Origin of the sequence: Streptomyces sp. NPDC091376, from assembly GCF_044757085.1 — a bacterium.
GTDB classification, from domain to species: domain Bacteria; phylum Actinomycetota; class Actinomycetes; order Streptomycetales; family Streptomycetaceae; genus Streptomyces; species Streptomyces pratisoli.
In genome coordinates this window covers 124,172-146,281 of the sequence record NZ_JBIVUF010000017.1, presented here as the reverse complement: position 1 = coordinate 146,281, position 22,110 = coordinate 124,172, and the positions used below count along the sequence as shown (strand labels likewise).

20 protein-coding genes and 2 tRNA genes are annotated in these 22,110 nt (G+C 71.2%); 7 read left to right on the top strand and 15 right to left on the bottom strand.

Going from position 1 to position 22,110, the window contains the following annotated elements:
- Positions 1-48: 48 nt before the first annotated feature.
- The 9 genes from ACIQMR_RS30520 to ACIQMR_RS30480 form a co-directional block, all read right to left on the bottom strand.
- On the bottom strand, positions 49-786 hold the full coding sequence (locus ACIQMR_RS30520) for a D-Ala-D-Ala carboxypeptidase family metallohydrolase (protein WP_401393981.1): 738 nt from the start codon (positions 784-786) through the stop codon (positions 49-51).
- A gap of 198 nt (positions 787-984) precedes the next feature.
- A complete protein-coding gene (def, locus tag ACIQMR_RS30515) occupies positions 985-1,614 on the bottom strand; it encodes a peptide deformylase (protein WP_401393978.1) in 630 nt (209 codons plus the stop codon).
- A 66-nt stretch (positions 1,615-1,680) separates the two neighbouring features.
- On the bottom strand, positions 1,681-2,685 hold the full coding sequence (locus ACIQMR_RS30510; RefSeq protein WP_401394069.1) for a tetratricopeptide repeat protein: 1,005 nt from the start codon (positions 2,683-2,685) through the stop codon (positions 1,681-1,683).
- Between the two features lie 132 nt (positions 2,686-2,817).
- Positions 2,818-4,068, bottom strand: coding sequence for an HD-GYP domain-containing protein (locus tag ACIQMR_RS30505; protein WP_401393975.1), 1,251 nt, complete (start codon positions 4,066-4,068; stop codon positions 2,818-2,820).
- Positions 4,065-5,450 carry an HD-GYP domain-containing protein gene (locus ACIQMR_RS30500; RefSeq protein WP_401393973.1) on the bottom strand — a complete coding sequence of 462 codons (1,386 nt, stop codon included), beginning with the start codon at positions 5,448-5,450 and terminating at the stop codon, positions 4,065-4,067. The genes ACIQMR_RS30505 and ACIQMR_RS30500 overlap by 4 nt, the downstream gene beginning before the upstream one ends.
- Positions 5,451-5,707: 257 nt before the next feature.
- On the bottom strand, positions 5,708-6,025 hold the full coding sequence (gene rsrA, locus ACIQMR_RS30495) for a mycothiol system anti-sigma-R factor (protein WP_401393970.1): 318 nt from the start codon (positions 6,023-6,025) through the stop codon (positions 5,708-5,710).
- Positions 6,022-6,669: a sigma-70 family RNA polymerase sigma factor gene (locus ACIQMR_RS30490; protein WP_385479579.1), complete on the bottom strand. Its 648-nt coding sequence runs from the start codon at positions 6,667-6,669 to the stop codon at positions 6,022-6,024. The genes rsrA and ACIQMR_RS30490 overlap by 4 nt, the downstream gene beginning before the upstream one ends.
- A gap of 355 nt (positions 6,670-7,024) precedes the next feature.
- Positions 7,025-7,660, bottom strand: coding sequence for an alpha/beta family hydrolase (locus tag ACIQMR_RS30485; RefSeq protein ID WP_401393967.1), 636 nt, complete (start codon positions 7,658-7,660; stop codon positions 7,025-7,027).
- A gap of 34 nt (positions 7,661-7,694) precedes the next feature.
- Complete coding sequence (locus ACIQMR_RS30480; protein ID WP_401393964.1) at positions 7,695-8,510, bottom strand: SOS response-associated peptidase; 816 nt, start codon at positions 8,508-8,510, stop codon at positions 7,695-7,697.
- Between the two features lie 48 nt (positions 8,511-8,558).
- Here ACIQMR_RS30480 and ACIQMR_RS30475 point away from each other — a divergent pair, with 48 nt between their 5' ends.
- The 4 genes from ACIQMR_RS30475 to ACIQMR_RS30460 all read left to right on the top strand — a co-directional run bounded on the left by ACIQMR_RS30475 (position 8,559) and on the right by ACIQMR_RS30460 (position 12,125).
- On the top strand, positions 8,559-9,251 hold the full coding sequence (locus ACIQMR_RS30475; protein WP_401393961.1) for a M50 family metallopeptidase: 693 nt from the start codon (positions 8,559-8,561) through the stop codon (positions 9,249-9,251).
- A gap of 68 nt (positions 9,252-9,319) precedes the next feature.
- Entirely contained in the window at positions 9,320-10,660 is a 1,341-nt protein-coding gene (gene aroA / locus ACIQMR_RS30470) for a 3-phosphoshikimate 1-carboxyvinyltransferase (RefSeq protein WP_266382794.1), read from the top strand.
- A 15-nt stretch (positions 10,661-10,675) separates the two neighbouring features.
- The gene (rsgA, locus tag ACIQMR_RS30465; protein WP_401393958.1) at positions 10,676-11,686 is read left to right on the top strand and encodes a ribosome small subunit-dependent GTPase A; all 1,011 of its coding nucleotides are present in this window, start codon (positions 10,676-10,678) and stop codon (positions 11,684-11,686) included.
- A 115-nt stretch (positions 11,687-11,801) separates the two neighbouring features.
- The gene (locus ACIQMR_RS30460; protein ID WP_266382788.1) at positions 11,802-12,125 is read left to right on the top strand and encodes a multidrug efflux SMR transporter; all 324 of its coding nucleotides are present in this window, start codon (positions 11,802-11,804) and stop codon (positions 12,123-12,125) included.
- Here the strand turns inward: ACIQMR_RS30460 and ACIQMR_RS30455 are convergent.
- Positions 12,091-12,717 carry a TetR/AcrR family transcriptional regulator gene (locus ACIQMR_RS30455; RefSeq protein ID WP_401393954.1) on the bottom strand — a complete coding sequence of 209 codons (627 nt, stop codon included), beginning with the start codon at positions 12,715-12,717 and terminating at the stop codon, positions 12,091-12,093. The genes ACIQMR_RS30460 and ACIQMR_RS30455 overlap by 35 nt on opposite strands.
- A gap of 146 nt (positions 12,718-12,863) precedes the next feature.
- Here ACIQMR_RS30455 and hisN point away from each other — a divergent pair, with 146 nt between their 5' ends.
- Together hisN and ACIQMR_RS30445 are read left to right on the top strand one after the other, a co-directional pair.
- Positions 12,864-13,664, top strand: a complete 801-nt coding sequence (gene hisN / locus ACIQMR_RS30450; protein ID WP_266382782.1) for a histidinol-phosphatase — start codon at positions 12,864-12,866, stop codon at positions 13,662-13,664.
- 207 nt (positions 13,665-13,871) lie between these two features.
- Positions 13,872-14,279, top strand: coding sequence for a cyclic nucleotide-binding/CBS domain-containing protein (locus tag ACIQMR_RS30445; RefSeq protein WP_401393951.1), 408 nt, complete (start codon positions 13,872-13,874; stop codon positions 14,277-14,279).
- Between the two features lie 148 nt (positions 14,280-14,427).
- On the opposite strand, the gene ACIQMR_RS30440 is transcribed toward ACIQMR_RS30445, so the two are convergent.
- The gene (locus tag ACIQMR_RS30440; protein ID WP_385479566.1) at positions 14,428-15,906 is read right to left on the bottom strand and encodes a catalase; all 1,479 of its coding nucleotides are present in this window, start codon (positions 15,904-15,906) and stop codon (positions 14,428-14,430) included.
- A 126-nt stretch (positions 15,907-16,032) separates the two neighbouring features.
- Here ACIQMR_RS30440 and ACIQMR_RS30435 point away from each other — a divergent pair, with 126 nt between their 5' ends.
- A complete protein-coding gene (locus ACIQMR_RS30435) occupies positions 16,033-16,449 on the top strand; it encodes a Fur family transcriptional regulator (RefSeq protein ID WP_401393948.1) in 417 nt (138 codons plus the stop codon).
- 116 nt (positions 16,450-16,565) lie between these two features.
- Here ACIQMR_RS30435 and ACIQMR_RS30430 read toward each other — a convergent pair.
- From ACIQMR_RS30430 to ACIQMR_RS30415, 4 genes are all read right to left on the bottom strand, one after another.
- Positions 16,566-16,642 (bottom strand) — tRNA-Met (locus ACIQMR_RS30430).
- Positions 16,643-16,761: 119 nt separating this feature from the next.
- Positions 16,762-18,804: a sel1 repeat family protein gene (locus ACIQMR_RS30425; protein ID WP_401393945.1), complete on the bottom strand. Its 2,043-nt coding sequence runs from the start codon at positions 18,802-18,804 to the stop codon at positions 16,762-16,764.
- A 215-nt stretch (positions 18,805-19,019) separates the two neighbouring features.
- Positions 19,020-19,093, bottom strand: a tRNA-Met gene (locus ACIQMR_RS30420).
- A gap of 58 nt (positions 19,094-19,151) precedes the next feature.
- Positions 19,152-22,031 (bottom strand): UPF0182 family protein, encoded by a 2,880-nt coding sequence (locus ACIQMR_RS30415; RefSeq protein ID WP_401394066.1) that lies wholly within the window; start codon positions 22,029-22,031, stop codon positions 19,152-19,154.
- Positions 22,032-22,110 lie beyond the last annotated feature (79 nt).

Genomic DNA, 22,110 nt, shown 5'->3' with positions numbered 1-22,110 from the left:
CGGCTGCGGCCCGGGCCCCGCGCGTTCCGTCCGTGCGGCCCGAGCCGGTCAGATCCCGCAGCTCGGCGCCGACCAGAAGCGGCTGGGACGGTGGTCGAGGTGGGTGTGGTCGTTGTGGTCCGGGTAGCCGGGGCCGAGGATGCCGTTGAAGCCGTGGTTACGGGCCTGCTGGGCGAGTCTGCACAGGGTGTGGGGACCGGCACCGAGGTCGGCGGCGTCGCCGTAGAGGTGGCGGCTGCTCGATGCCCCGCCGACCGCGTCGTTGCACGCGTGCGAGCGGAAGCCGCTGGTCACGGTGATGGGCTGGTCGCCGAGGGCGTGCCGCATGGCTTCGAGCTTCCACATGGTGCGCAGGGCGTTGGACTTCGCGGTGGCGGCGCTCACCGCGCCGCCCGCCCAGGTGGAGTTGCAGTCGTTGAGCTCGGCGTAGCTGAAGTGGATCGGCGTGCAGTCGTCGTCCTGCAGCGCGTAGAGCTTGGTGAAGGTGCCGGGACCGGCGACGCCGTCGGCGGCGAGTCCGTACGCGGACTGGAAGCGCTTGACCGCGGCGGTGGTCGCGGGACCGTAGTCGCCGTCGATCGCGAGGACCGCGCCGGAGCCGGGGTATCCGGCGACGCGGATCTGGAGCTGGGTGACATCGGCGCCGTTGGCGCCCTGGGAGAGGGTGCGGGACCAGGTGTAGCAGCCGTCGGCGTGCGCCGTGCCGGCGGTGGCCACGACCCCACCCAGCGAGGCGGCCATGAGCATGACAAAGGACAGCAGGAGTCGAGCGGTGCGTCGGGGCATCGGCCCTCCATGACGAGTCCACCGGATGAGGGAGTGCACGCCAGAGACTGACGTGACGGTCGACGCGCGTCAACAGGGCCGGGACAGCTGTCATTTGTCGGCCCACTGGCGGTAACGGCCGCGCCCCGCACCGGTCTACGGAGCGGGGCGCGTACACGCACGACGGCGAGCGGCGGCCGAGGTCGGCAGCCGCAGGGATCAGTCGTTCGGCACGGTCTCGTAGCGCGGCGTGCCCTCGGCCATCTGCCGCAGCGCGTCCTTGCGGTCCCGCTTCGACAGCCGGTCGATGTACAGGTAGCCGTACAGGTGGTCCGTCTCGTGCTGCAGGCAGCGCGCGAAGTAGCCGGTGCCGCGGACCTTGATCGGGTTGCCCTCGGCGTCCTGGCCGTGCACCTCGGCGTAGTCGGGGCGGGCCAGCGACGCGTAGGCCGTCGGGACCGACAGGCAGCCCTCGTTGGAGTCGTCGAGGACGCGGCGCTCCGGCGGCAGCTCCTGCAGCACCGGGTTGCAGACGACGCCCGTGTGACGGACGCCCTCGTCGTCGGGGCAGTCGTAGACGAAGACCTTCAGGTCCACGCCAATCTGGTTGGCGGCCAGGCCCACACCCTCGGCCGCCCGCTGGCTGGCGAACATGTCGTCGATCAGCGCCGCGAGCCCGTCGCCGAACTCGGTGACGTCCTTGCACTCCTTGTGGAGCACGGGGTTGCCGACGACGGTGATGGGACGGGCCGTGCCACGCTCGCGGTAGGCCCGCTCACGCTCCTCGCAGTCCTCCGTGTCGACGACGAAGCCGTCGTTGATCTGCTCGTCCGTCTCCTGCTGCGCCATTCCGCCGTAAGCCTTCCTCAAAACCGTCCCGGTGACCCGTACAGCCTACGGCCCCCGCCGGAGTGGTCAGCAGACTTCCTCGAGATCCCGCCACTCACGGCTGTCCGGACTGTCCGCCACCCAGCCGTCGAGCAGCCCCCGGACCAGCGCGGCCGGCGCCGCGATACCGCACTCACGCTCCGGCACCCACAGATCCCCGGCCGTGCGGTGGCCGAGTGGCCCCGGGTGGCCCGGCTCGCTGTGGTCGTGCGGGTCCAGGTGCTCCCCGTCGCCCTCTGCGCTCGGCATCCGGCTCTCGGAACAGGCCCGGCACAGCAGCCGCACCGACGAGGACCAGTCCTCGGCGGCGAACCCGGCGTCGGCGGCCAGCTGCTCCAGCGCGTCCCGGTCGTCCTCCGTGGCGGCCTCAAGCAGCACCACCCAGGTGGGGACGGGCGAGGGCGCCCACAGCTCGATCTCGTCGAAGACGGGGAAGCTGTGGCCCGCGGCCGTGGTCCGCTCGCCGTGCGGCACCCCGTCGTGCAGGACGACCTCGCCCCAGCGTCGGCCGGACGACGGCAGCGGAATGGACAGGACCTCCATGCGCGCCGGGTCGAGCCTGCGGCCCCATACGACCTCGGCCTCGCCCTCCGGCGACAGGCGTACGGCGGCACTGCCCAGCTCCATCCCGACGGGCTCGACGCCCGCCGAGGCCCCTCCGCCGCCCGCGGCACGCGGGCCTCCGGGCACCTTCAGCCCGTACGCCTGCCAGGCACGGCGGGCCAGCGGCCAGTCCTGCAGGGCGGTCGCCGCGATCCCGACGTTCCACCAGTCGGGAGCGCCGGTCTCCTTGTCCAGCAGCGCGACGGCCCGCAGGCCCGCGGCGCGCGCCTGCTCCCAGTCGTGCCGGAACTTGTGCAGCAGCGCCAGGTTGAACCAGGACTCGGAGAGCCAGGGCTCCAGGTCCGCCGCGCGCGTGAGCAGCGCGCCCGCGTCCTCGTACCGGCCGTCGCCGATCAGCGTGAACGCGCGGTCGGTGGCCTGCCGCCAAGAGGCGGAGGGCCGATGCCGTACCTTCCCGAAGATCCTCACGATTCCCGCCTGCCGGTCGCTCGGGTCATTGCCCCCGGACACTTGTCTGAGTGTCTGTGTGTCTATATCTCTCAGTGGTCCTTCTTTCGCATCCAACCATGCCCGGTCGGACGGCCGCTCATTACCCATGGGTTACCCAGCCTGGGCGGGACCGAGACCACCACGCGACAGGACGCGGGCCAGGGATTCCACGACTTCCGGCTGGTAGTCGCGGGCGGTACCGAGGCGGAGCTGCTCCAGGGCGGCCAGAGCGCTCCCCGCACTTTCACCGGTGAGATCGTCGTACGCGTTGACGGTACGGACAATCCGGGCGGGCAGCGGCTGTTCCCGGTAGGGGTCGGCCTGGCGCTCGACGACCACGGCGACGGCCGCGGGAACCCCCGTCTGACGGACGACGGCACCGCCCAGGAGAGCGATCCTTCGCTGTTCCACGACCGGCAGCAGGGCGGTGGCGCCTTCCGGGACCGGGTCGACGAGCGAGAGCTGCCCGATGTCGTGCATCAGCGCCGCGTACTCCAGAACGGTCAGCTCGGGCCCGGAGAGCCCCAGCTCACGGCCGACGGCCGTGCTCAGCGCGGCCACCCTGTGGGCGTGCCCGTGAGGGGTGTAGCCGGCGATCTCGGTCGCCCGGGCGAGTGAGGCGATGGTCTGCCGGTAGGTGGTGCGGACCGCCGCGTACCGCCGGAACGACAGCTGGCTGAGCAGCAGCGGCAGGCAGAAGACGGGCAGTGCCCAGAGCCCGGCGACGGCGGTGCCGAGCGCCATCACGGCACCGGTGGCGCAGACGGCGGAGCCTATGCCGGGCAACGTGCGCAGTTCGTCGCGCAACAGCGGACCGTAGGGGTGCCGCGTACGGGCGCGGAGCATCAGCGCGGCGAGCACGGCGTCGCAGAGCGCGGTGAGGAGCAGCAGGAGCAGCAGGTAGAGGGCGTGGTACGGCCCCCTGCCGAGATGGTCGGCCAGCGCACCGGAGTTGTAGAGCGGCTGGAAGCAGACCGCGGCGAAGGCGACGGTGAGCACCCTGCGTGCCACATGGTCGAGGGCGGGCCCGCGGCCCCGGGCGATGTGCGGTACGGCGCCGACGAGGGCGGCCGCGGTGACGACCGCGACGACCTGGAGGACACCATGGGTGGTGGGCCGCCCGCCGCTTTCGCCGAGCAGCGCGTACGCGAGTGCTCCGGCCGACCCGAGAGGCGCGGGTTCCCGCTCTCCGGGCAGCGCGCCCCCGCGGGCCAGCTCCCCGACGGCGATGAGGACCCCGAACGCGAGCGCGATCCCCGGGTCCTCGATCCCGGTCCAGGCGGTCCGGCCGAGCCCGGCCGCGGTGAGCACGGCGGCGGCGGCGTACACGGCCGTGACGACGGCCGGCGCCCTCGGTCTCATCCGCCCCGCCTGTGCCGTGCCGGCGCCGGCGCCGTCGTGGGGACCGCCGGGGCGGCGGGCCGCTCGCGGCGCGGCTGGGCGGGTACGGCGGGTTCGTCGGCGGTGACGCTGGTCTCCCAGCCGTGGCGGTCGAGGGCACGGACGAGGGCACGGACCATCCGGGGGTCGAACTGCGTGCCGGCGCAGCGTTTGAGCTCCTCGACGGCGGTGGCGACGGGCCGCGCCCTGCTGTACGACCGGGTCGAGGTCATGGCGTCGAAGGCGTCGGCGACGGCGACGACCCGGGCGAACTCGGGGATCTGGCGGCCCACGAGGCCGTACGGGTAGCCGCTGCCGTCGAGGCGTTCGTGGTGGTGCAGGATCGCTGCCCTGGCCTCGCCGAGGAAGCCGATGCCGCGGACCATCTCGTGCCCGTACTCCGGGTGCAGCTCGATGATCCGGCGCTCCTCCGGCGTGAGCGGGCCGTCCTTGCGCAGCACGCGCGTGGGCACGCCCAGCTTGCCGACGTCGTGGAGGATCCCGGCGAAGCGCAGCACTTCGAGGCGCTCCTGCGCCATGCCCAGCTCGCGGGCGATCAGCACGGACGCCCGGCCCACCCGCTCGCTGTGCCCGCGGGTGTACCTGTCCTTGATGTCGACGGCCTGCACCAGGGCGCGGATGGTGGACCGGTGGGCGCCCTGCTCGCGGTGGTACTGCGCGAAGACCCAGCTGGAGATGTACATCGGCAGCAGGACGAAGAGTGCGGACACCGGGCCGTAGGGGCTGCGCCACAGCACCGCCATCATCAGCCCGGCCAGCCCGTGCACGACATGCGGGCCGAGCGAGCGCAGCAGCGTTCCGCGCCAGGCCGACCGTAAGGGGACGCGTTCGGCGCCGGCGAGGATGGCTCCGTCGAGCGCGGTCACGACGAGGCAGAACGTCAGTGCGGCGGCGGTCGCGGGCAGCAGGGCGTAGGGGAAGTCGGGGGTGCTCAGCGCGGCGGGGCCATCGAACAGTACGGCCGCACGGGACGCGGCGCAGGCGGCCAGGGCGAGCTGGGCCGCCCGCCAGACGCGCCGGACGCCGCGTGGACGCTGCTCGACGTGGGCGAACAGTGCCCCCGGTACCGCGGCCAGCGCGGCGGCCGCGGGCGGCAGCAGCAGCGCGGCGGCGAGCAGCACGGGGAAGAACGATCCGGCGCCGATGGGTGCGGACCGGCCGGGCAGCCGCCCGGGGAAGGGACAGCGCGCGGGCGCCTCGCAGACTGCGTACAGCCCGGCGAGCAGCGCGACGGCGCTCCACGGCGTACCCGCCCCGGGGCGCACGGCAGGGAGAGCACACGCTCCGGCGCCCACCACGGCGCACCCGATGTACACGCGCGCCGTTCCGGGAATGCCTTTCACCCGCTCTCAGCCTCCTAGGCCGCCCCCAAATCGAGCGCAAGGCTAGCGAGTTGGCCGGGTCCGGAGGTTCGGAAGCGGCCGATTAGCACCATCGGGTGACACGAGCGTGATGTGCGGGGGACCGGCGAAGGACGTGCCCGGGCACGGCGCTCGGTACGGCGAAGGGCGTGCCCGGGTACGGCGAAGGGGCGTGGCCCGGGCGGGCCCGCCCCTTCGTCCGTCGTGCCGGCGGAGTCGTGTCCCCCGGCGGAGCCGGACTACTCCGCGGGACTCGGCGCGTCGGCCGGGCCCGCTGTCACATCGTGGTCGGGCACGGTCTCACCGGCCCTGATCAGCTCGATCCGTCCCATGACCTTGGCGCGCAGATCCACCGGTACGTCGTCATGGCCGCAGCAGCGCTTGACGAGCTTCTTCACCGCCTGCTCCAGGCCGTACTTCTCGAGGCACGGGGAGCACTCCTCGAAGTGCACCTCGAACTTCGTGCAGTCGGCGTCGGGCATCTCGCGGTCGAGGAACTCGTAAAGATGGTCGAGCACCTCTGCGCAGTCAGTCTCGTGCGGCTCTCCGCAGCTCATGAGCCCGCGCCTTTCCGATCGTTCGTCGACTCCCCGGCGCCCGCGGGAACGAGTCCGCGATCGCGGGCGTAGTCCTCGAGCATGCCGCGCAGCTGGCGGCGGCCCCGGTGCAGTCGGGACATCACCGTACCGATGGGTGTCCCCATGATGTCCGCGATCTCCTTGTAGGCAAAGCCCTCTACATCGGCGAGATAGACGGCGATGCGGAACTCCTCGGGGATCGCCTGCAGGGCTTCCTTCACGTCCGAGTCGGGCAGATGGTCGAGCGCCTGGGACTCGGCGGAACGCAGACCGGTCGACATGTGCGACTCGGCGCGGGCGAGCTGCCAGTCCTCGATCTCCTCGGCGGCACTGCGCTGGGGCTCGCGCTGCTTCTTGCGGTACGAGTTGATGAAGGTGTTCGTGAGGATGCGGTACATCCACGCCTTGAGGTTCGTGCCCTCGCGGAACTGGTGGAACGAACCGTAGGCCTTCGCGTACGTCTCCTGTACGAGATCCTCGGCGTCGGCCGGATTGCGCGTCATGCGCAGCGCGGCCGAGTACATCTGGTCGAGGTAGCCGAGAGCGTCCCGCTCGAAGCGTGCGTTGCGCTCGCCGGCCGTCTCTTCGGTACGGCCGTCGTCGGTCCCAGTGACCGGACCCACCTCCTCCAACGCTGTGGCGGGGCCGAGACCGGACCCGCTCGAATCGGAGGATAGACGACCAACCGCTCCGCCCGCCGCCCGAATCGTGGCCGCCTTCGGCGCGGACAGCACGGTCCACTCGAGGTCGGCGGCCTGCGACCTGCTCGGGCAGATGGTCGAACCCATGCGCTGGACTCCCTCTCCACGCTTCCTGTACTGACGCCACCCACAACAGAAGACCCGCCCTCTCCTATTCCCCGCGCGGCCGTTACCGGGGTGACGGGTGCGACACCTGGGGTCGGCGGGTGCGGTGCCCGGGATTGCCCGGGGTTCGGTGGCGGGTGCGGCGCCCGGTGCGGTGCCGTGCCCGGCGGCGTCAGACGAGCGCGGTGATCCACTTCCGTACGCCGTCGACCACGGCGGCCAGGGCCTCCTCCTGGCTCAGTGCCGCTCGCTTGGGCACGGAGAGCCCGTGGTCGGCGGAGTCCACCTCGATCAGCTCGTACTCGCCCCCGGGAAACTCCGCCGGCTTCCCGAACGGGTCGTTGCCTCCCTGGACGACGAGGACGGGCACGCCCGCGCCGAGCAGCTCCTCGGCGCGGGACTTCTCCGGCTTCCCGGGCGGGTGGAGCGGGAAGCTGAGCGCGAGCACGGCGCGGGCGCCCAGCTCGCGGGCGGTGCGGCAGGCCACGCGGGCCCCAGCGCTGCGCCCGCCCGCGACGACGGGCAGCCCCTTCTTCTCCAGGGCCGGCCACAGGGCCCGCCAGCCGATGTCCAGGGTCTTCGGCGCGGGTGCCACCTGCTTGCCGGCCACCCGCCAGGGCTGTTCCACGAGAGCCACCGTCACCCCGGCGGCGGGCAGCTCGGCGGCGAGTGCCTGCAGGTCGCGGGCGCCGATGCCGCCGCCCGCGCCGTGGCTGACCGCCAGCACGAGCCGGGCCCCGGCCGTGGCCGGGTGCCAGGTGATGCGGGCGTCCCCGGCGGGTGTCGCGATGATCTCGCTCTGTGTCACGTACAGCAGTGTCACATCAGCCGGCCCCGAAGTCTCAGAACAGCGTGCCGACCTCGGGGGCCGCCAGCTCCTCCAGCAGCTCGGGCCCGTTGTTGCGGACGTTCGAGACCGCGGTGCCCACGGGGTACGCGCGCATCAGCCCGGGCGGCGGCGGCGCCAGCAGCGCACGCAGCTCGTCCGTATCGGTGCGGGCCGGGTCCAGCCAGGCGTCCCAGCGGTCCTCGTTGAGCATCAGCGGCATCCGCGGATGGATGTCGGCCAGCGTATGCGGCCCCTCGGCGGGCGCCACCGCCAGCGGGCTGCTCTCCGCCTCCGTCGTGATCACCGAGCAGGTCACCCACCAGGACTGGGGGTGGTCGTCGGGCAGGGTCCGGTCGCGCCAGAACTCGTAGAGCCCGGCCATCGCGAAGACCGAGCCGTCGGCCGGTGTGACGAAGTACGGCTGCTTGCGGGGCCGCTTCTTCCTGCCCTGCACCTCCAGCTCCCGCTCGTCGGCGCCGGTGACCCACTCGTAGTAGCCGTCGGCGGGCAGGATGCAGCGCCTGGCGACGAAGGGGCGGCGGAACGAGGGCTTCTCGTGGACGGTCTCCGCACGGGCGTTGATCATCCGGGCCCCGCCTTCGGGCGTCTTCGCGAAGGACGGGACGAGTCCCCACTTGAGTTTCCGCAGCTGGCGAACCGGACGACGGTCGTCAGCGTCCTTCACAGGACGCTCCAGTACCGCGTAGACCTCTTTCGTCGGGGCCACGTTCCAGTCGGGGGCCAGGGTCTCCGTCGGCTCCCACTTCTCCACGTGGAAGAGTCCGGTGAGGTCCTCGGGCCTACGACTCGCTGCATACCGTCCGCACATAAGTGCCACACTGCCAGACCCCGCGCCTCCCGAGGAGCCACCCCGGACATGGTCACACCCGAAGTCTTCGGCACCCAGCCCGCGCCCGAGCAGTGGCTGGTCATAGTCACGGCCGCGCTCGCCCTCGTCGCGGTCGTCCCGCACGCGCTGTGGCGGCTGTCCCGCAACGCGATCACCATCGCCCACGAGGGCGGTCACGGCCTCATCGCCCTGGTCACCGGTCGCCGGCTGCAGGGCATCCGGCTGCACTCCGACACCAGCGGGCTGACCGTCAGCCGCGGAAAGCCGACCGGCCTCGGCATGATCCTCACGGCGGCCGCCGGCTACACCGCGCCGCCCCTGCTCGGCCTCGGCGGCGCCTGGCTGCTGGCCGCGCACCGCATCACGCTGCTGCTCTGGGTGGCGACGGCCCTGCTGATCGCGATGCTGGTGATGATCCGCAACCTGTACGGGGCACTCACCGTGATCCTCACAGGTGCCGCGTTCCTGTTGGTGTCCTGGCTGACCGAGCCGGCCGTGCAGGCGGCGTTCGCGTACGCGGCGGTGTGGTTCCTGCTGCTCGGCGGCGTCCGCCCGGCCTTCGAGCTGCAGGCCAAGCGGCGCCACGGTGGCGCACCCGACTCGGACGCGGACCAGCTGGCGCGACTGACCCATGTGCCGCCCGCGATGTGGTTCTTCCTCTTCCATGCCGTGTCGCTGTGCTCGTTGATCGGCGGAGGCCGCTGGCTGCTCGGTCTGTGACCGGTCGGGGTGCTCCGTGACCGGTCGGGGAACGGCTGCGGCCCCATGGGCCCACTAAAGTGAAGGCCATGACCGAGACCCCCGTGCACCCCGCCCTCTGGCCCGCCCCGCACGCGAGCGGGCCCGTCGATGCGACGGTCACCGTTCCCGGGTCGAAATCCGTCACCAACCGCGCGCTCGTACTGGCCGCGCTGGCCGCCGAGCCCGGCTGGCTGCGCCGCCCCCTGCGCTCCCGCGACACCCTGCTCATGGCGGAGGCCCTGCGGGCCATGGGCGTCGGCATCGAGGAGCAGATCTCCTCCAGCTCCACCGCCACCGGCGGCCCCGACAGCGGCGAGGCCTGGCGGATCATCCCGGCCGGACTGCACGGCCCCGCCACGGTCGACGTCGGCAACGCCGGCACGGTGATGCGCTTCCTCCCGCCGGTCGCGGCGCTCGCCGACGGCCCCATCCGCTTCGACGGCGACCCCCGGTCGTACGAGCGTCCCCTCGGCGGCGTGATCAACGCGCTGCGTGCGCTGGGCGCCCGGATCGACGACGACGGCCGGGGTGCGCTCCCGATGACCGTGCACGGCGGCGGGGCCCTCGACGGCGGACCGGTCGAGATCGACGCCTCCTCGTCGTCGCAGTTCGTGTCCGCCCTGCTGCTCTCGGCGCCGCGCTTCAACCAGGGTGTGGAGGTGCGGCATGTGGGCTCCCGCCTGCCGTCGATGCCGCACATCCGCATGACCGTCGACATGCTCCGTACGGTCGGGGCGCAGGTGGACGAGCCGGAGACCGGCGGTGAGCGCGATGTCTGGCGGGTGCGCAGCGGTGCGCTGCTGGGCCGCGATCTGACCGTCGAACCGGATCTGTCCAACGCCCAGCCGTTCCTGGCGGCCGCGCTGGTGACCGGCGGCCGGGTCACCGTCCCCGACTGGCCCGAGCGCACCACCCAGCCCGGTGACGCGCTGCGCGAGATCTTCACCGAGATGGGCGGTTCCTGTGAGCTCACCGACGCCGGTCTGACGTTCACCGGCACGGGCCGTATCCACGGAATCGACGTCGACCTGGGCGAGGTCGGCGAGCTGACCCCGGGCATCGCCGCGGTGGCCGCCCTGGCCGACTCCCCCTCGACGCTGCGCGGTGTCGCGCATCTGCGGCTCCACGAGACCGACCGCCTCGCCGCGCTCACCAAGGAGATCAACGAGCTCGGCGGCGATGTCACCGAGACCGAGGACGGGCTGCACATCCGGCCGCGCCCGCTGCACGGCGGGGTGTTCCACACGTACGACGACCACCGGATGGCCACGGCCGGCTCGATCCTCGGCCTCGCCGTGCCCGGTGTGGAGATCGAGAACGTGGCGACGACCGCCAAGACCCTGCCCGACTTCCCGAGGATGTGGACCGACATGCTCACGGGCAACTGAGCGGGACGGCACGACATGCGCCGCTACGGCAAGCACACCGACGAGGACGACATCCGCCAGCGCCCGAACCCCAAGGGCAACCGGCCGCGTACGAGCATCCGCCCGAAGCACGAGGACGCGGCCGAGGGCATGGTCCTCACCGTGGACCGCGGCCGCCTCACCTGTCTCGTCGAGGACCGTACGGTCCTCGCGATGAAGGCCCGTGAGCTGGGCCGCAAGGCTGCCGTGGTGGGCGACCGGGTCGAACTGGTCGGCGATCTGTCCGGCAGGAAGGACACGCTGGCCCGCATCGTCCGGATCGGCAAGCGCACCTCCGTCCTGCGCCGCACGGCCGACGACGACGATCCCTACGAGCGCGTCGTCGTCGCCAACGCCGACCAGCTCGCCATCGTGACGGCGCTCGCCGACCCGGAGCCGCGCCCGCGGTTGATCGACCGCTGCCTGGTCGCGGCGTTCGACGGCGGTCTGGAGCCGCTGCTGGTGCTGACCAAGTCGGACCTGGCGCCGCCGTCGGCGCTGCTGGAGCTGTACGGCGCGCTGGACATCCCGTATGTCGTCACGTCGCGGGACGAGCTGTACGACGGCGAGGCCGCCGAGCGGGTGCGTGAGCACATCGGAGGCCGGATCACCGCCTTCGTCGGCCACTCGGGCGTCGGAAAGACGACGCTGGTCAACGCGCTGGTGCCGGAGGAGCGCCGACGGAGCACCGGGGTGGTCAACGCGGTCACGGGCCGCGGCCGGCACACGACCACCTCGGCGCTGGCGCTGCCGCTGGCGGGCACCGGCGGCTGGGTGATCGACACGCCGGGCGTGCGGTCCTTCGGGCTGCATCATGTCGACCCGTCCCGGGTCATCAACGCCTTCCCGGATCTGCAGCCGGGTACGGAGGGCTGTCCGCGTGCCTGTTCGCACGACGAGCCGGATTGCGCGCTGGACGAGTGGGTCGCTCAGGGACACGCCGATCCCGCGCGTCTGTACTCGTTGAGACGGCTGCTGGCGACGCGCGAGCGACGCGAAGGCGACTGAGCCGCGCACGTTTGCGGGCGACCACGGTTGGTAAGTGCATAATCGCACCAAGCGAGACGAAGCAGTCACTGAATCAGTCACTGGGCGCGGAACTGGCGACGCGGGAGGCACTGACATGGCGTGGCTGCTCGTAGTCGTCGCCGGACTTCTGGAGACGGGGTTCGCGATCTGTCTGAAGCTGTCGCACGGCTTCACCCGTCTCTGGCCGACCATCGCGTTCGCCGCCTTCGCCATGAGCAGCTTCGGGCTGCTGACGCTGTCCCTGCGCAAGCTCGACGTCGGTCCGGCGTACGCGGTGTGGACGGGCATCGGAGCGTCGGGCACCGCGATCTACGGAATGATCTTCCTCGGCGAGGTGGCCTCGACCCTGAAGATCGTCTCGATCGGCCTCGTGATCGCCGGCGTCATCGGCCTGCAGCTCTCGAGCCCGGCGCACTGAGCGCGGTCCGGACCAGCTGACCGACTCCTTCGGGCGCCGGCGCGACCACACAGGAGAGCGCCAGCCGCACGGCCAGCTCGCAGCGATGGGCGAGCAGGACGGCCTCCTCCTCGGCACGACGTACGCCGGCCTGCCCCAGCACCGCGAGCGAGCGGTCCCGTACCGCCGCGACCAGCTCGGCCGGTGCCGGGTGCCCCGCGTCCGCGCGCCGCTGGGCCGGGACCGCGGCTCCGGCGACGGACGGTCGCGCGGGCCGGGGGGCGGGCAGCCGCTCACCCCACGCGCCGGTGAGCAGCGCACGCAGCAGCGGGCGGGCACGGGCTTCGCCCACGGTCCACTCGGCGAGCGACACCAACTGCTCGGCGATGCCGGTCTGCTCGGCGAGGATCCGGTCCACGCCGTGGAGATACGCGTCGGCCTCGCGCCGCACGAGCGCGCGGGCGAGGCCGTCCTTGCTGCCGAACTCGTTGTAGAGCGTCTGCCGGGAGACCCCGGCGGCCGACGCGACGTCGACCATGCGGATCCCGGACCAGGGCAGACCGGAGAGAGCGGTGAGAGCGGCGTTCAGCAGGGCTTCTCGCGCTGTGGGCATCGGGGCCTCCCGGGCGGGGCCTTCGCGGCCCAGCGGCTCTTCGCTCAGAGTTGACGGCCGGGCACCCGCTGTCAATACCGCCTGCGCCGGCCTGGGGTGCCAGGGCCGCAGGCTTTCGCCGCGACACCCGGCGATAGAGTGCGACCATGGCCGGTTATCACGATGATCTGCGTCTCGCCCATGTCCTCGCGGACGCCGCCGACGCGGCGACGATGGGCCGGTTCAAGGCACTCGATCTCAAGGTCGAGACCAAACCGGACATGACTCCGGTGAGCGAGGCCGACAAGGCGTCCGAGGAGCTGATCCGGTCCCAGCTCCAGCGCGCCAGGCCGCGGGACGCGATCCTGGGCGAGGAATACGGCATCGAGGGCACGGGCCCGCGGCGCTGGGTCATCGACCCGATCGACGGCACGAAGAACTACGTCCGCGGGGTGCCGGTCTGGGCGACGCTGATCTCCCTGATGGAGGCCGGCGAAGGCGGCTACCAGCCGGTCGTGGGCGTCGTGTCCGCTCCGGCACTGGGCCGCCGCTGGTGGGCGGCGAAGGGGGCGGGCGCGTACACGGGCCGCAGCCTGTCCTCCGCGACCCGGATGAACGTCTCGAAGGTCGAGCAGCTGTCCGACGCCTCGTTCGCGTACTCGTCCCTGAGCGGCTGGGAGGAGCGGGGTCGGCTCGACGGCTTCCTGGACCTGACGCGTGAGGTCTGGCGCACCCGCGCGTACGGAGACTTCTGGCCGTACATGATGGTCGCCGAGGGTTCGGTGGACATCTGCGCGGAGCCGGAGCTGTCCCTCTGGGACATGGCTGCGAACGCGATCATCGTGCAGGAGGCGGGCGGCAGCTTCACCGGCCTCGACGGGACGCCGGGGCCGCACAGCGGCAACGCGGCGGCGTCGAACGGACTGCTGCACGAGGAACTGCTGGGCTATCTCAACCAGCGCTACTGAAGCCGCCTGGCGCGTGACCTGCGCGTCAGCTCGGTGGCCTGCTTGTTCCTGGTGACGCACTCCGGGGGCGTGCCCCCGGAGTGCGTCAAAGGACGACGCGCCCCCTCTTGTTGGCTTCCGGAATCACTGCGACTCTGAGAGTCCCCCCACTTGTGAACTTGTGAATCAGTTCTCGTTGAACGGTTCACCAAGGAGGTGGCTCCATCCATGCTCGTCCGTGACGCCATGAGCACGGTGGTCCTCACCATCGGGCCCGCACACACCCTCCGGCAGGCCGCCCGGCTGATGGCCGCGCGCCGGGTCGGGGCGGCCGTCGTCCTCGACCCCGACACCAGCGGTCTCGGCATCCTCACCGAGCGCGACATCCTGAACTCTCTCGGCGCGGGCCAGGACCCGGATCGTGAGACGGCAGGCACCCACACCACCACCGACGTCGTCTTCGCCGCACCGGCCTGGACGCTGGAGGAGGCCGCCGAGGCCATGACGCACGGCGGCTTCCGCCACCTCATCGTGCTCGACGCCCACGGACCCGTCGGCATCGTCTCCGTACGCGACATCATCCGCTGCTGGGCGCCTGCCCGGCACCCGGCCGCGGCGACGACGCTCGCGGGCTGATCCCGACCGGACCCCGACCGACCGCGACGCCAACCGCCGATCACCGACCGCCGACCGCCGACCGCCGACCGCGCGCATGCGAGAGGGCCGGATCTCCTCCGCGGAGATCCGGCCCTCCCTCTTACGGCAAGCGATCCAGTGCTGGTTGTCAGCCGCGCAGGGCCTGGACCGCGGCCTCCAGCCGCTTGCCGAAGTCACCGTCGGCCCGACGGAAGTTGTCGACGGCACGCTCGGCGATGTCGTCGCGGGAGACCTTGGCGATGAAGCCCGCCAGGTTCTCGATCAGACGGCCCTTCTCGTCCTCGGACATCAGGCGGTACAAGTTGCCCGCCTGGACGAAATCGCTGTCCTCGGAGTGCGACGGGGCCGCGTGGTCACCGGTGGCGCCGGCGACGGCCGTCGGCTGCCACAGGGGCCTGTCCGTCTGGAACGGTCCGCCGAAGCTGTTCGGCTCGTAGTTCTTCGCGCCCTTGTGGCGGCCGTCGTAGAGGAAGCCGTCACGGGAGTTGGTGCGCGCCTCGGTGGCGTGCGGGCGGTTCACCGGCAGGTGGTCGGCGTTGATGCCGACGCGGTAGCGGTGGGCGTCGCCGTACGCGAAGAGACGGCCCTGGAGCATCTTGTCCGGGGAGGGGCCGATGCCCGGCACGAAGTGGGCGGGGCTGAAGATCGACTGCTCGACCTCGGCGAAGACGTTCTCCGGATTGCGGTTGAGCTCCAGCTTGCCGATCTCGATCGGCGGATAGTCCTCGTGCGGCCACACCTTGGTGAGGTCGAACGGGTTGAAGCGGTAGTTCGCCGCCTCGGCCGCCGGCATGATCTGGACCTGCACGGTCCAGGACGGGAAGTCACCGCGCTCGATGGACTCGCGCAGATCGCGCTGGTGGCTGTCCGGGTCCTCGCCCGCGAGCCTGTTGGCCTCGGCCTGGGTGAGGTTCTCGATGCCCTGGTCGGTCTTGAAGTGGTACTTGACCCAGAAGACCTCGCCGGCCTCGTTGTTCCACTGGTACGTGTGCGAGCCGTAGCCGTTCATGTGGCGGTACGAGGCGGGGATGCCGCGGTCACCGAAGAGCCAGGTCACCTGGTGGGTCGACTCGGGGCTCAGGCCCCAGAAGTCCCACACGTTGTCCGCTTCCTGGCTGCCCGTGTACGGGTCGCGCTTCTGCGTGTGGATGAAGTCCGGGAACTTGATGGCGTCCTTGATGAAGAACACCGGGGTGTTGTTGCCGACGAGGTCGTAGTTGCCCTCCTCGGTGTAGAACTTCAGCGCCCAGCCGCGGGGGTCGCGCACCGCGTCGGCCGCACCGAGGTTGCCCGCGACGGTGGAGAAGCGCAGGAACGTCTCGGTCTGCTTGCCGACCTCGGAGAGGAACTTCGCACGGGTGTACCTGGTGACGTCCGCGGTCACGGTGAACGTGCCGTAGGCGCCCGCACCACGCGCGTGGACGACGCGCTCCGGGATGCGCTCACGGTTGAAGTGCGCGAGCTTCTCCAGCAGCAGCTGGTCCTGGACCAGCACCGGCCCGCCGACGCCCGCGGTCTCGCTGTTCTGGTTGTCGGCGACCGGCGCGCCGGCCTCCGTGGTGAGCGGTCCCTGCGTCACGTGCGCCTCCTGCGAATCCTGCCTCATTGCGTGCAAGTCCTGTCCTTTGGCCAATGCCGTTCCAGATCCTACGATAGACATTGTCTAAGTCAAGCTAGCTTCCAAACTCACACCCGTTCGGAACAGACGTCCCCTGCTGTTAGGCTGATACGTATGAGCGACCTGTTGGAACGACTGCGCGGACGCGGCTGGCGTATGACCGCGCAGCGGCGCGTCGTGGCCGAAGTTCTCGACGGTGAGCACGTCCATCTGACCGCCGACGAGGTGCACGCACGCGCCGTTGAGCGGCTGCCCGAGATCTCCCGGGCAACGGTGTACAACACGCTGGGTGAGCTGGTCTCGCTGGGCGAGGTCCTGGAGGTGTCCACGGACCGTCGCGCCAAGCGCTACGACCCGAATGCCCACCAGCCGCACCAGCACCTGGTCTGCGCCCGCTGCGGCTCGATCCGCGACGTCCACCCGACCGGCAATCCGCTCTCGGACCTTCCAGCGACGGAGCGCTTCGGCTTCACGATCTCCGACGTCGAGGTCACGTACCGGGGCCTGTGCCCGGACTGCGCGAGCGCCTAGCTTTCGGGCGCCTCGCGCGCGCCTCTCGGCAGCGCGCACCTCGGCGGCACGGGCCGCCGACAACGTCGACAAAAGGACTCAGGGCCCGGATCCATGGGATCCGGGCCCTGAGTACGTGGTAGCGGGGACAGGATTTGAACCTGCGACCTCTGGGTTATGAGCCCAGCGAGCTACCGAGCTGCTCCACCCCGCGTCGGTGAACCCAACAGTACGTCACCGCGCTGACCAGAGCAAATCAGTAACCGTTCCCCTGTTCGCCCACCCGTTCACCGTCCCGATCGCCGTCCCGATCGCCGCACGCCGGCCGTCCGCTCACGCCGTGAGTTCCTGGTGCAGCGCCTCCCGCAGCGCCTCGGCCCGCTTGGCGACCTCGGCGGGCCCCAGCTCCACGGCGCGGGCACACCAGCGCTGACCCTCGGTGAGCTCGCCGCGGCGCGCGGCGAGCAGCGCGAGCCGTAGCGCCGCGCGGCCGTGACCGGCCCGTGCGGCGCGGGTCCACCACAGGGCGGCCTCACGCTCGTTGCCCTCGCGGGCGAGCAGCAGCCCGAGGTTGAACGCACCGTTACGGCTGCCCGCGTCGGCGGCCTCCCGGTACCAGCGGGCCGCGTCGGCGATGTCACCGCGAGCCGCCGCGAGCATGCCGACGCGCACCTGGGCACGCCGGTGCCCCTGCTCGGCCGCACGCTCGTACCACTCCTCGCACTCGGTCTTCTCGCCCACGGGCTCACCGAGCGCCGGCGGGCCCGGCAGCGGCTGACGGGCGTCCAGCAGCGTCGCGAGCCTGAACGCGGCCTCGGCACTGCCGCCGCCCGCCGCGCACCGCAGATGGCGCTCGGCGCTCTGCTCGTCCCCGTCGCGCAGACTGGCCATGCCGACCTGGAGGGCGGCCTCGGTGTGTCCGGCGGCGGCGGCGCGCTCGTACCAGCGCAGGGCCGTACGGTCGTCGTCCCGGCCCGCGTACAGGATGCCGAGGTTGAACGCGGCGTCCACGCTCCCCGACTCCGCGGCCTTGGAGAACCAGGGCTCGGCGCCCGTCGCGTCCCCGGCCTGCAGCAGCAGTACGGCGAGCGCGTTGGCGGCCTCGCGGTGCCCGGCGTAGGCGGCACGGCGGTACCACTGCTCGGCCTGGCTCGTACGGCCCTGGGCCGCGCAGAGCAGACCCAGGTTGTACGCACCGTTGACGTCGCCCGCGTCCATGGCGGTGCGGTACCAGCGCTCCGCGGACTGCTGCTCACCGCGTGCGGCGTGCAGTGCGCCCAGCGCGTTGGCAGCGTTGCCATCGCCGTCCTGGGCGGCCCGGAGCCACCACACGGCGGCGCTCTCCTCGTCGCCCGCGTCCCTCAGCAGGAATCCCAGCGCACACGCGGCGCGTGCCTCTCCGTCCTTCGCGGACGTGAGGTACCAGCGCGCGGCCTCCTTCAGCTCGCCCCTCCGCTCGAGGATGCCGCCGAGATGCAGCGCGGCCCGCCGGTGCCCGCGCGCGGCGGCCTGCCGGTACCACTGCTCGGTCTCCCGCAGCGCTCCCGGTGCTCCGGCCGTCCCACTCCCGGCGACCGCCTCGGACGCGTCCGGACCGCCGGACGGATCCGATGCCGCACTCCCCGCCGCATGGCTGTCGTCGTCCCGGACCACGGCCACAGCGCCGGAACCGGCGTCCGCATCCGTGTCCCTGGTCCTGTCCCTGTCCCTGTCCGCTGCTACGTCCGTGGTGAGCGCCTGCCGCTCCAGCGCACGGGCCAGACGGTAGGCGGCCTCGCGATGGCCCTGTTCGGCGGCCGCGCGAAGCCAGCGCTCCGCACCCGGCTCGCTGCGGTGCTCCAGCAGGTCGGCCAGCGCGTACGCACCGAGCGCATGGCCCTGCTCGGCGGACTGGCGCAGCCAGTACTCGGCGGCGGGCTCGTCGCCGCGCTCCCGGAAGTGCCGGCCGAGCGCGTGCGCCGCGGCGGCGGAGCCGGCGACGGCGGCGATACGCCACCAGCCGGCCGCCTCGTCGGCGTAACCGCGCTGGTGCAGCAGCACACCCAGATTGTTCGCGGCGGCCCGGTCGCCCTCGGCGGTGGCCGTGCGCAGATGCGGCTCCGCACCATCGAGGTCGCCGCGGCGCAGCAGCATCGCACCGAGGGCGCTGATGGACGCGACATCCCCGGTCTCGGCCGCGCGACGGTGCCTGGCCTCGGTCTCCGCCTCCGAATCAGAAGCGGCCATGGGCTCCACAGGAGTCAGGGACTCGAGCGGATCCACGGCGTCGACGGCCATCACGGCGGCCACGCCCACCGCGGCCACCGCGGTACCGGCGTGTTCGTGCACAAACCGCCCTGTCTCCAACAGAGTTGCCCTGTCCCCCATAAATTCCATCGTCGCACCACCTGCAACCCGCGTACACCTGGTATATCGCAGCCAGTGAGGTCACTTCAGCGTTTTGTCGACATGCCCACAGAGAGATAAGTCAAACACGTCTCACCCCAACACGCCGGACTCAACTCGCCCCGTTCGGCACACACTTCGGACGCGCCGGTCCATGACATACGTCGAGGGCCCGGATCCAAAAGGATCCGGGCCCTCGACTTCAGTAGCGGGGACAGGATTTGAACCTGCGACCTCTGGGTTATGAGCCCAGCGAGCTACCGAGCTGCTCCACCCCGCGCCGTTGTGTACCTACAGTACCACGGTGCGGAGTGGACCCAGCTCAGCGGGCCCTCGGGTCAGCCGCTCGGCGTCCCCGGCTGTGCCGCGGCGGCTCGCTCGAGCGCCGCCTGGAGATCCGCCTGCGCCTTGCCGTACGCCGCCCAGTCGTTCTTCTTGAGCGCCGCCTGACCCTCGTCGTACGCCTTCTGGGCGTCCGCGATGGCCTGCTTCAGCGCCGCGCTGCCCGTCGCCGGCGGCTGTGGCGTGTCGGTCGGCGGTGGTGGAGTCGTCGTGGGCGGCTGTGCCCCGTCCACCCCGAACACCGCGTTCAGCGCCTCCGCCAGGCTGTCCTTGAAGACCGGCTTGCCGCCGTAGGACACGGCCACCTTCTTCAGCAGCGGGTAGTTCGCCGCGCCGCCTCGTGCGTAGACCGGCTCGATGTAGAGGAACCCGCCGTCCAGCGGCACCGTGAGCAGATTGCCGTAGTCGATCTCCGAGTCGGTGCCTCTGAGGTCGCGGACGAACGTCGCGACCTCCGGCACACTGTTGAGCTCGCTCTGCACCTGCGAGGGGCCCTGCACGGTCGAGGTGACTCTCAACAGCCTGATCGTGCCGTAGCCCTTGCCGGTCGCATCGGCGTCGATCGCCATGAACGCACCGAGGTTGGGCCGCCCGCTGGGCGTGAACGTCGTCGTCAGCGAGAACTTCTGGTCCTTCTCGCCCGGCATCTTCAGGCTCAGGTAGTACGGCGGAACCGCGCTGCCGTCCTTCTGCGTCGGGTCGTCCGGGACCTGCCAGGCGTCACTGCCGCTGTAGAACTGCTCGGGGTCCGTCACGTGGTACCGCGTGAGCAGCTCCCGCTGGACCTTGAACATGTCCTGCGGGTAGCGGAGATGGGCCAGCAGCCCCGGCTCGATCTCGCTCTTCTCCTTGACCGTGCCGGGGAAGGCCTTCATCCAGGTCTTCAGAACCGGATCCTTGGTGTCCCACTGGTACAGGTCGACCGTGCCGTCGTAGGCGTCGACGGTGGCCTTCACCGAGTTGCGGATGTAGTTGACCTGGTTCTGCTGCGCGACCACGGCCCGCTGGCTGTCGGTCAGCGAGTCGGCCGTGGTGTCCCCCAGCGTCGTACGGGATGCGTAGGGGTACCCGTTCGTCGTGGTGTAGGCGTCGACGATCCACTTGATGCGGCCGTCGACCACCGCCGGGTAGGCGTCGCCGTCGATGGTGAGCCAGGGGGCCACCGCCTCGACGCGCTCCTTGGGCGTGCGGTTGTACAGGATCCGCGAGCCCTCGCCGATCGCTCCCGAGTAGAGGATCTGCGGCTCGCTGAACGACACCGCGTACGCGGCCCTGTTGAACGCGTTGGAGAGGTTGACCCCGCTCTTGCCCTTGTAGCTGGTGGTCTCCTCACCGTTCTTCTCGTAGTCGAGCTCCTTCTGCGGGCCGCCCACGATCGAGTACTGCTCGGTCTTCTCGCCGTAGTAGATCCGCTGCTCGTACCTGCCGAGCTGGCCGGTGGTGGGCAGACCGGACTCGGTGAAGTCGGGAGCGCCGACCGTGCCCTTGTCGGGATCGTCGATCACGCTCGTGCCCTTGGCCGCGATCGCTCCGTAGCCGTGGGTGTAGGTGAAGTGGTCGTTGATCCAGTTGCGCTTGGGGATGCCCTTGATGTTGAGCTCGCGCAGACCGATGACCGTGTCCTGCGGCTTTCCGTCCGGCCCGGTGTACCGGTCGACGTCCAGGGTCGCGGGGAACTGGTAGTACTTCCGCTCCTGCTGGAGCTGCTGGAACGCGGGCGAGACCACATTGGAGTCGACGACCCGGTAGCTGGCGGCCGTGGTGGCGTCCTCGCGCTGCTGCGCCTTGCGCTTCGGGTCGCCCTTGCCCGGGTAGTCCTCCGCCTTGGCCGCCGCGATGCCGTAGGCCTCGCGCGTCGCGTCGATGTTCTTCTGGATGTACGGCGCTTCCTTGGCCTGCTCGTTCGGCTGGACCTGGAACTTCTGCACGATCGCCGGGTACAGCCCGCCGATGAGGATCGCCGACAGCACCATCAGGCCGAAGCCGATCACGGGCAGCTGCCAGGTGCGCCGCCACAGCGTCGCGAAGAACAGCACGGCGCAGATGACCGCGATGCAGAAGAGGATGGTCTTGGCCGGCAGATACGCGTTCGCGTCGACGTAGCGCAGGCCCGTCCAGTTTCCGGCCGCCTTGAAGTCACTGGACTTCACGGCCAGGCCGTACCGGTCGAGCCAGTAGGCAACGGCCTTGAGCGCGACGAAGATGCCGAGCAGCACGGACAGATGGCCGGTGGCCGCGGCGGTCGCCCGGGCGCCCGGGCTGGTGACGCGCAGCCCGCCGTACAGATAGTGGGTGAGCGCGGCGGCGATCAGCGAGAGCACGGCGGCGGCGAAGCCGAAGCCGAGCAGGAACCGGTACCAGGGCAGATCGAACGCGTAGAAGGCCACGTCCATCTGGAACTGCGGGTCCTTCTGGCCGAACGGCACTCCGTTGACCCACATCAGCCAGGTGCGCCACTGGGAGGACGCGGAGGCTCCGGCGATCAGCCCGACCAGCGCGGTGATCCCGAGGAGCACCCACTTCTTGTACGGGGCGATGCCCATCCGGTACCGGTCGAGGCTCTGCTGCTCCAGCGACATCGCGCTGAGCGGCGGCCGCAGCCGGTGCGCCAGCCAGATGTTCAGCCCCACCGCGCCCGCCATCAGCAGGCCGAAGACCGCGAACAGACCGATCTTGGTCCACAGGGTCGTGGTGAACACCGACGAGTACTTGACCGAGCGGTACCAGAGCCAGTCGGTCCAGAACCCGGCGAACATGACAAAGGCCATGGCGAGCACGGCCAGCACGCCGAGTGTCATCAGCAGCGTCCGGACGCGCCGGGACGGCCGACCCACTCTGATCCGTGGCCCGGTCGGGCCTCCGCCGCGGTCCGGCATCTGGAAAGCCAACGTGCGCCCCTCGAAGTTCGCGGTCGTGTAAAGCGTCGGGTAAAGCGTTGTCCACGCGTCGTACAAG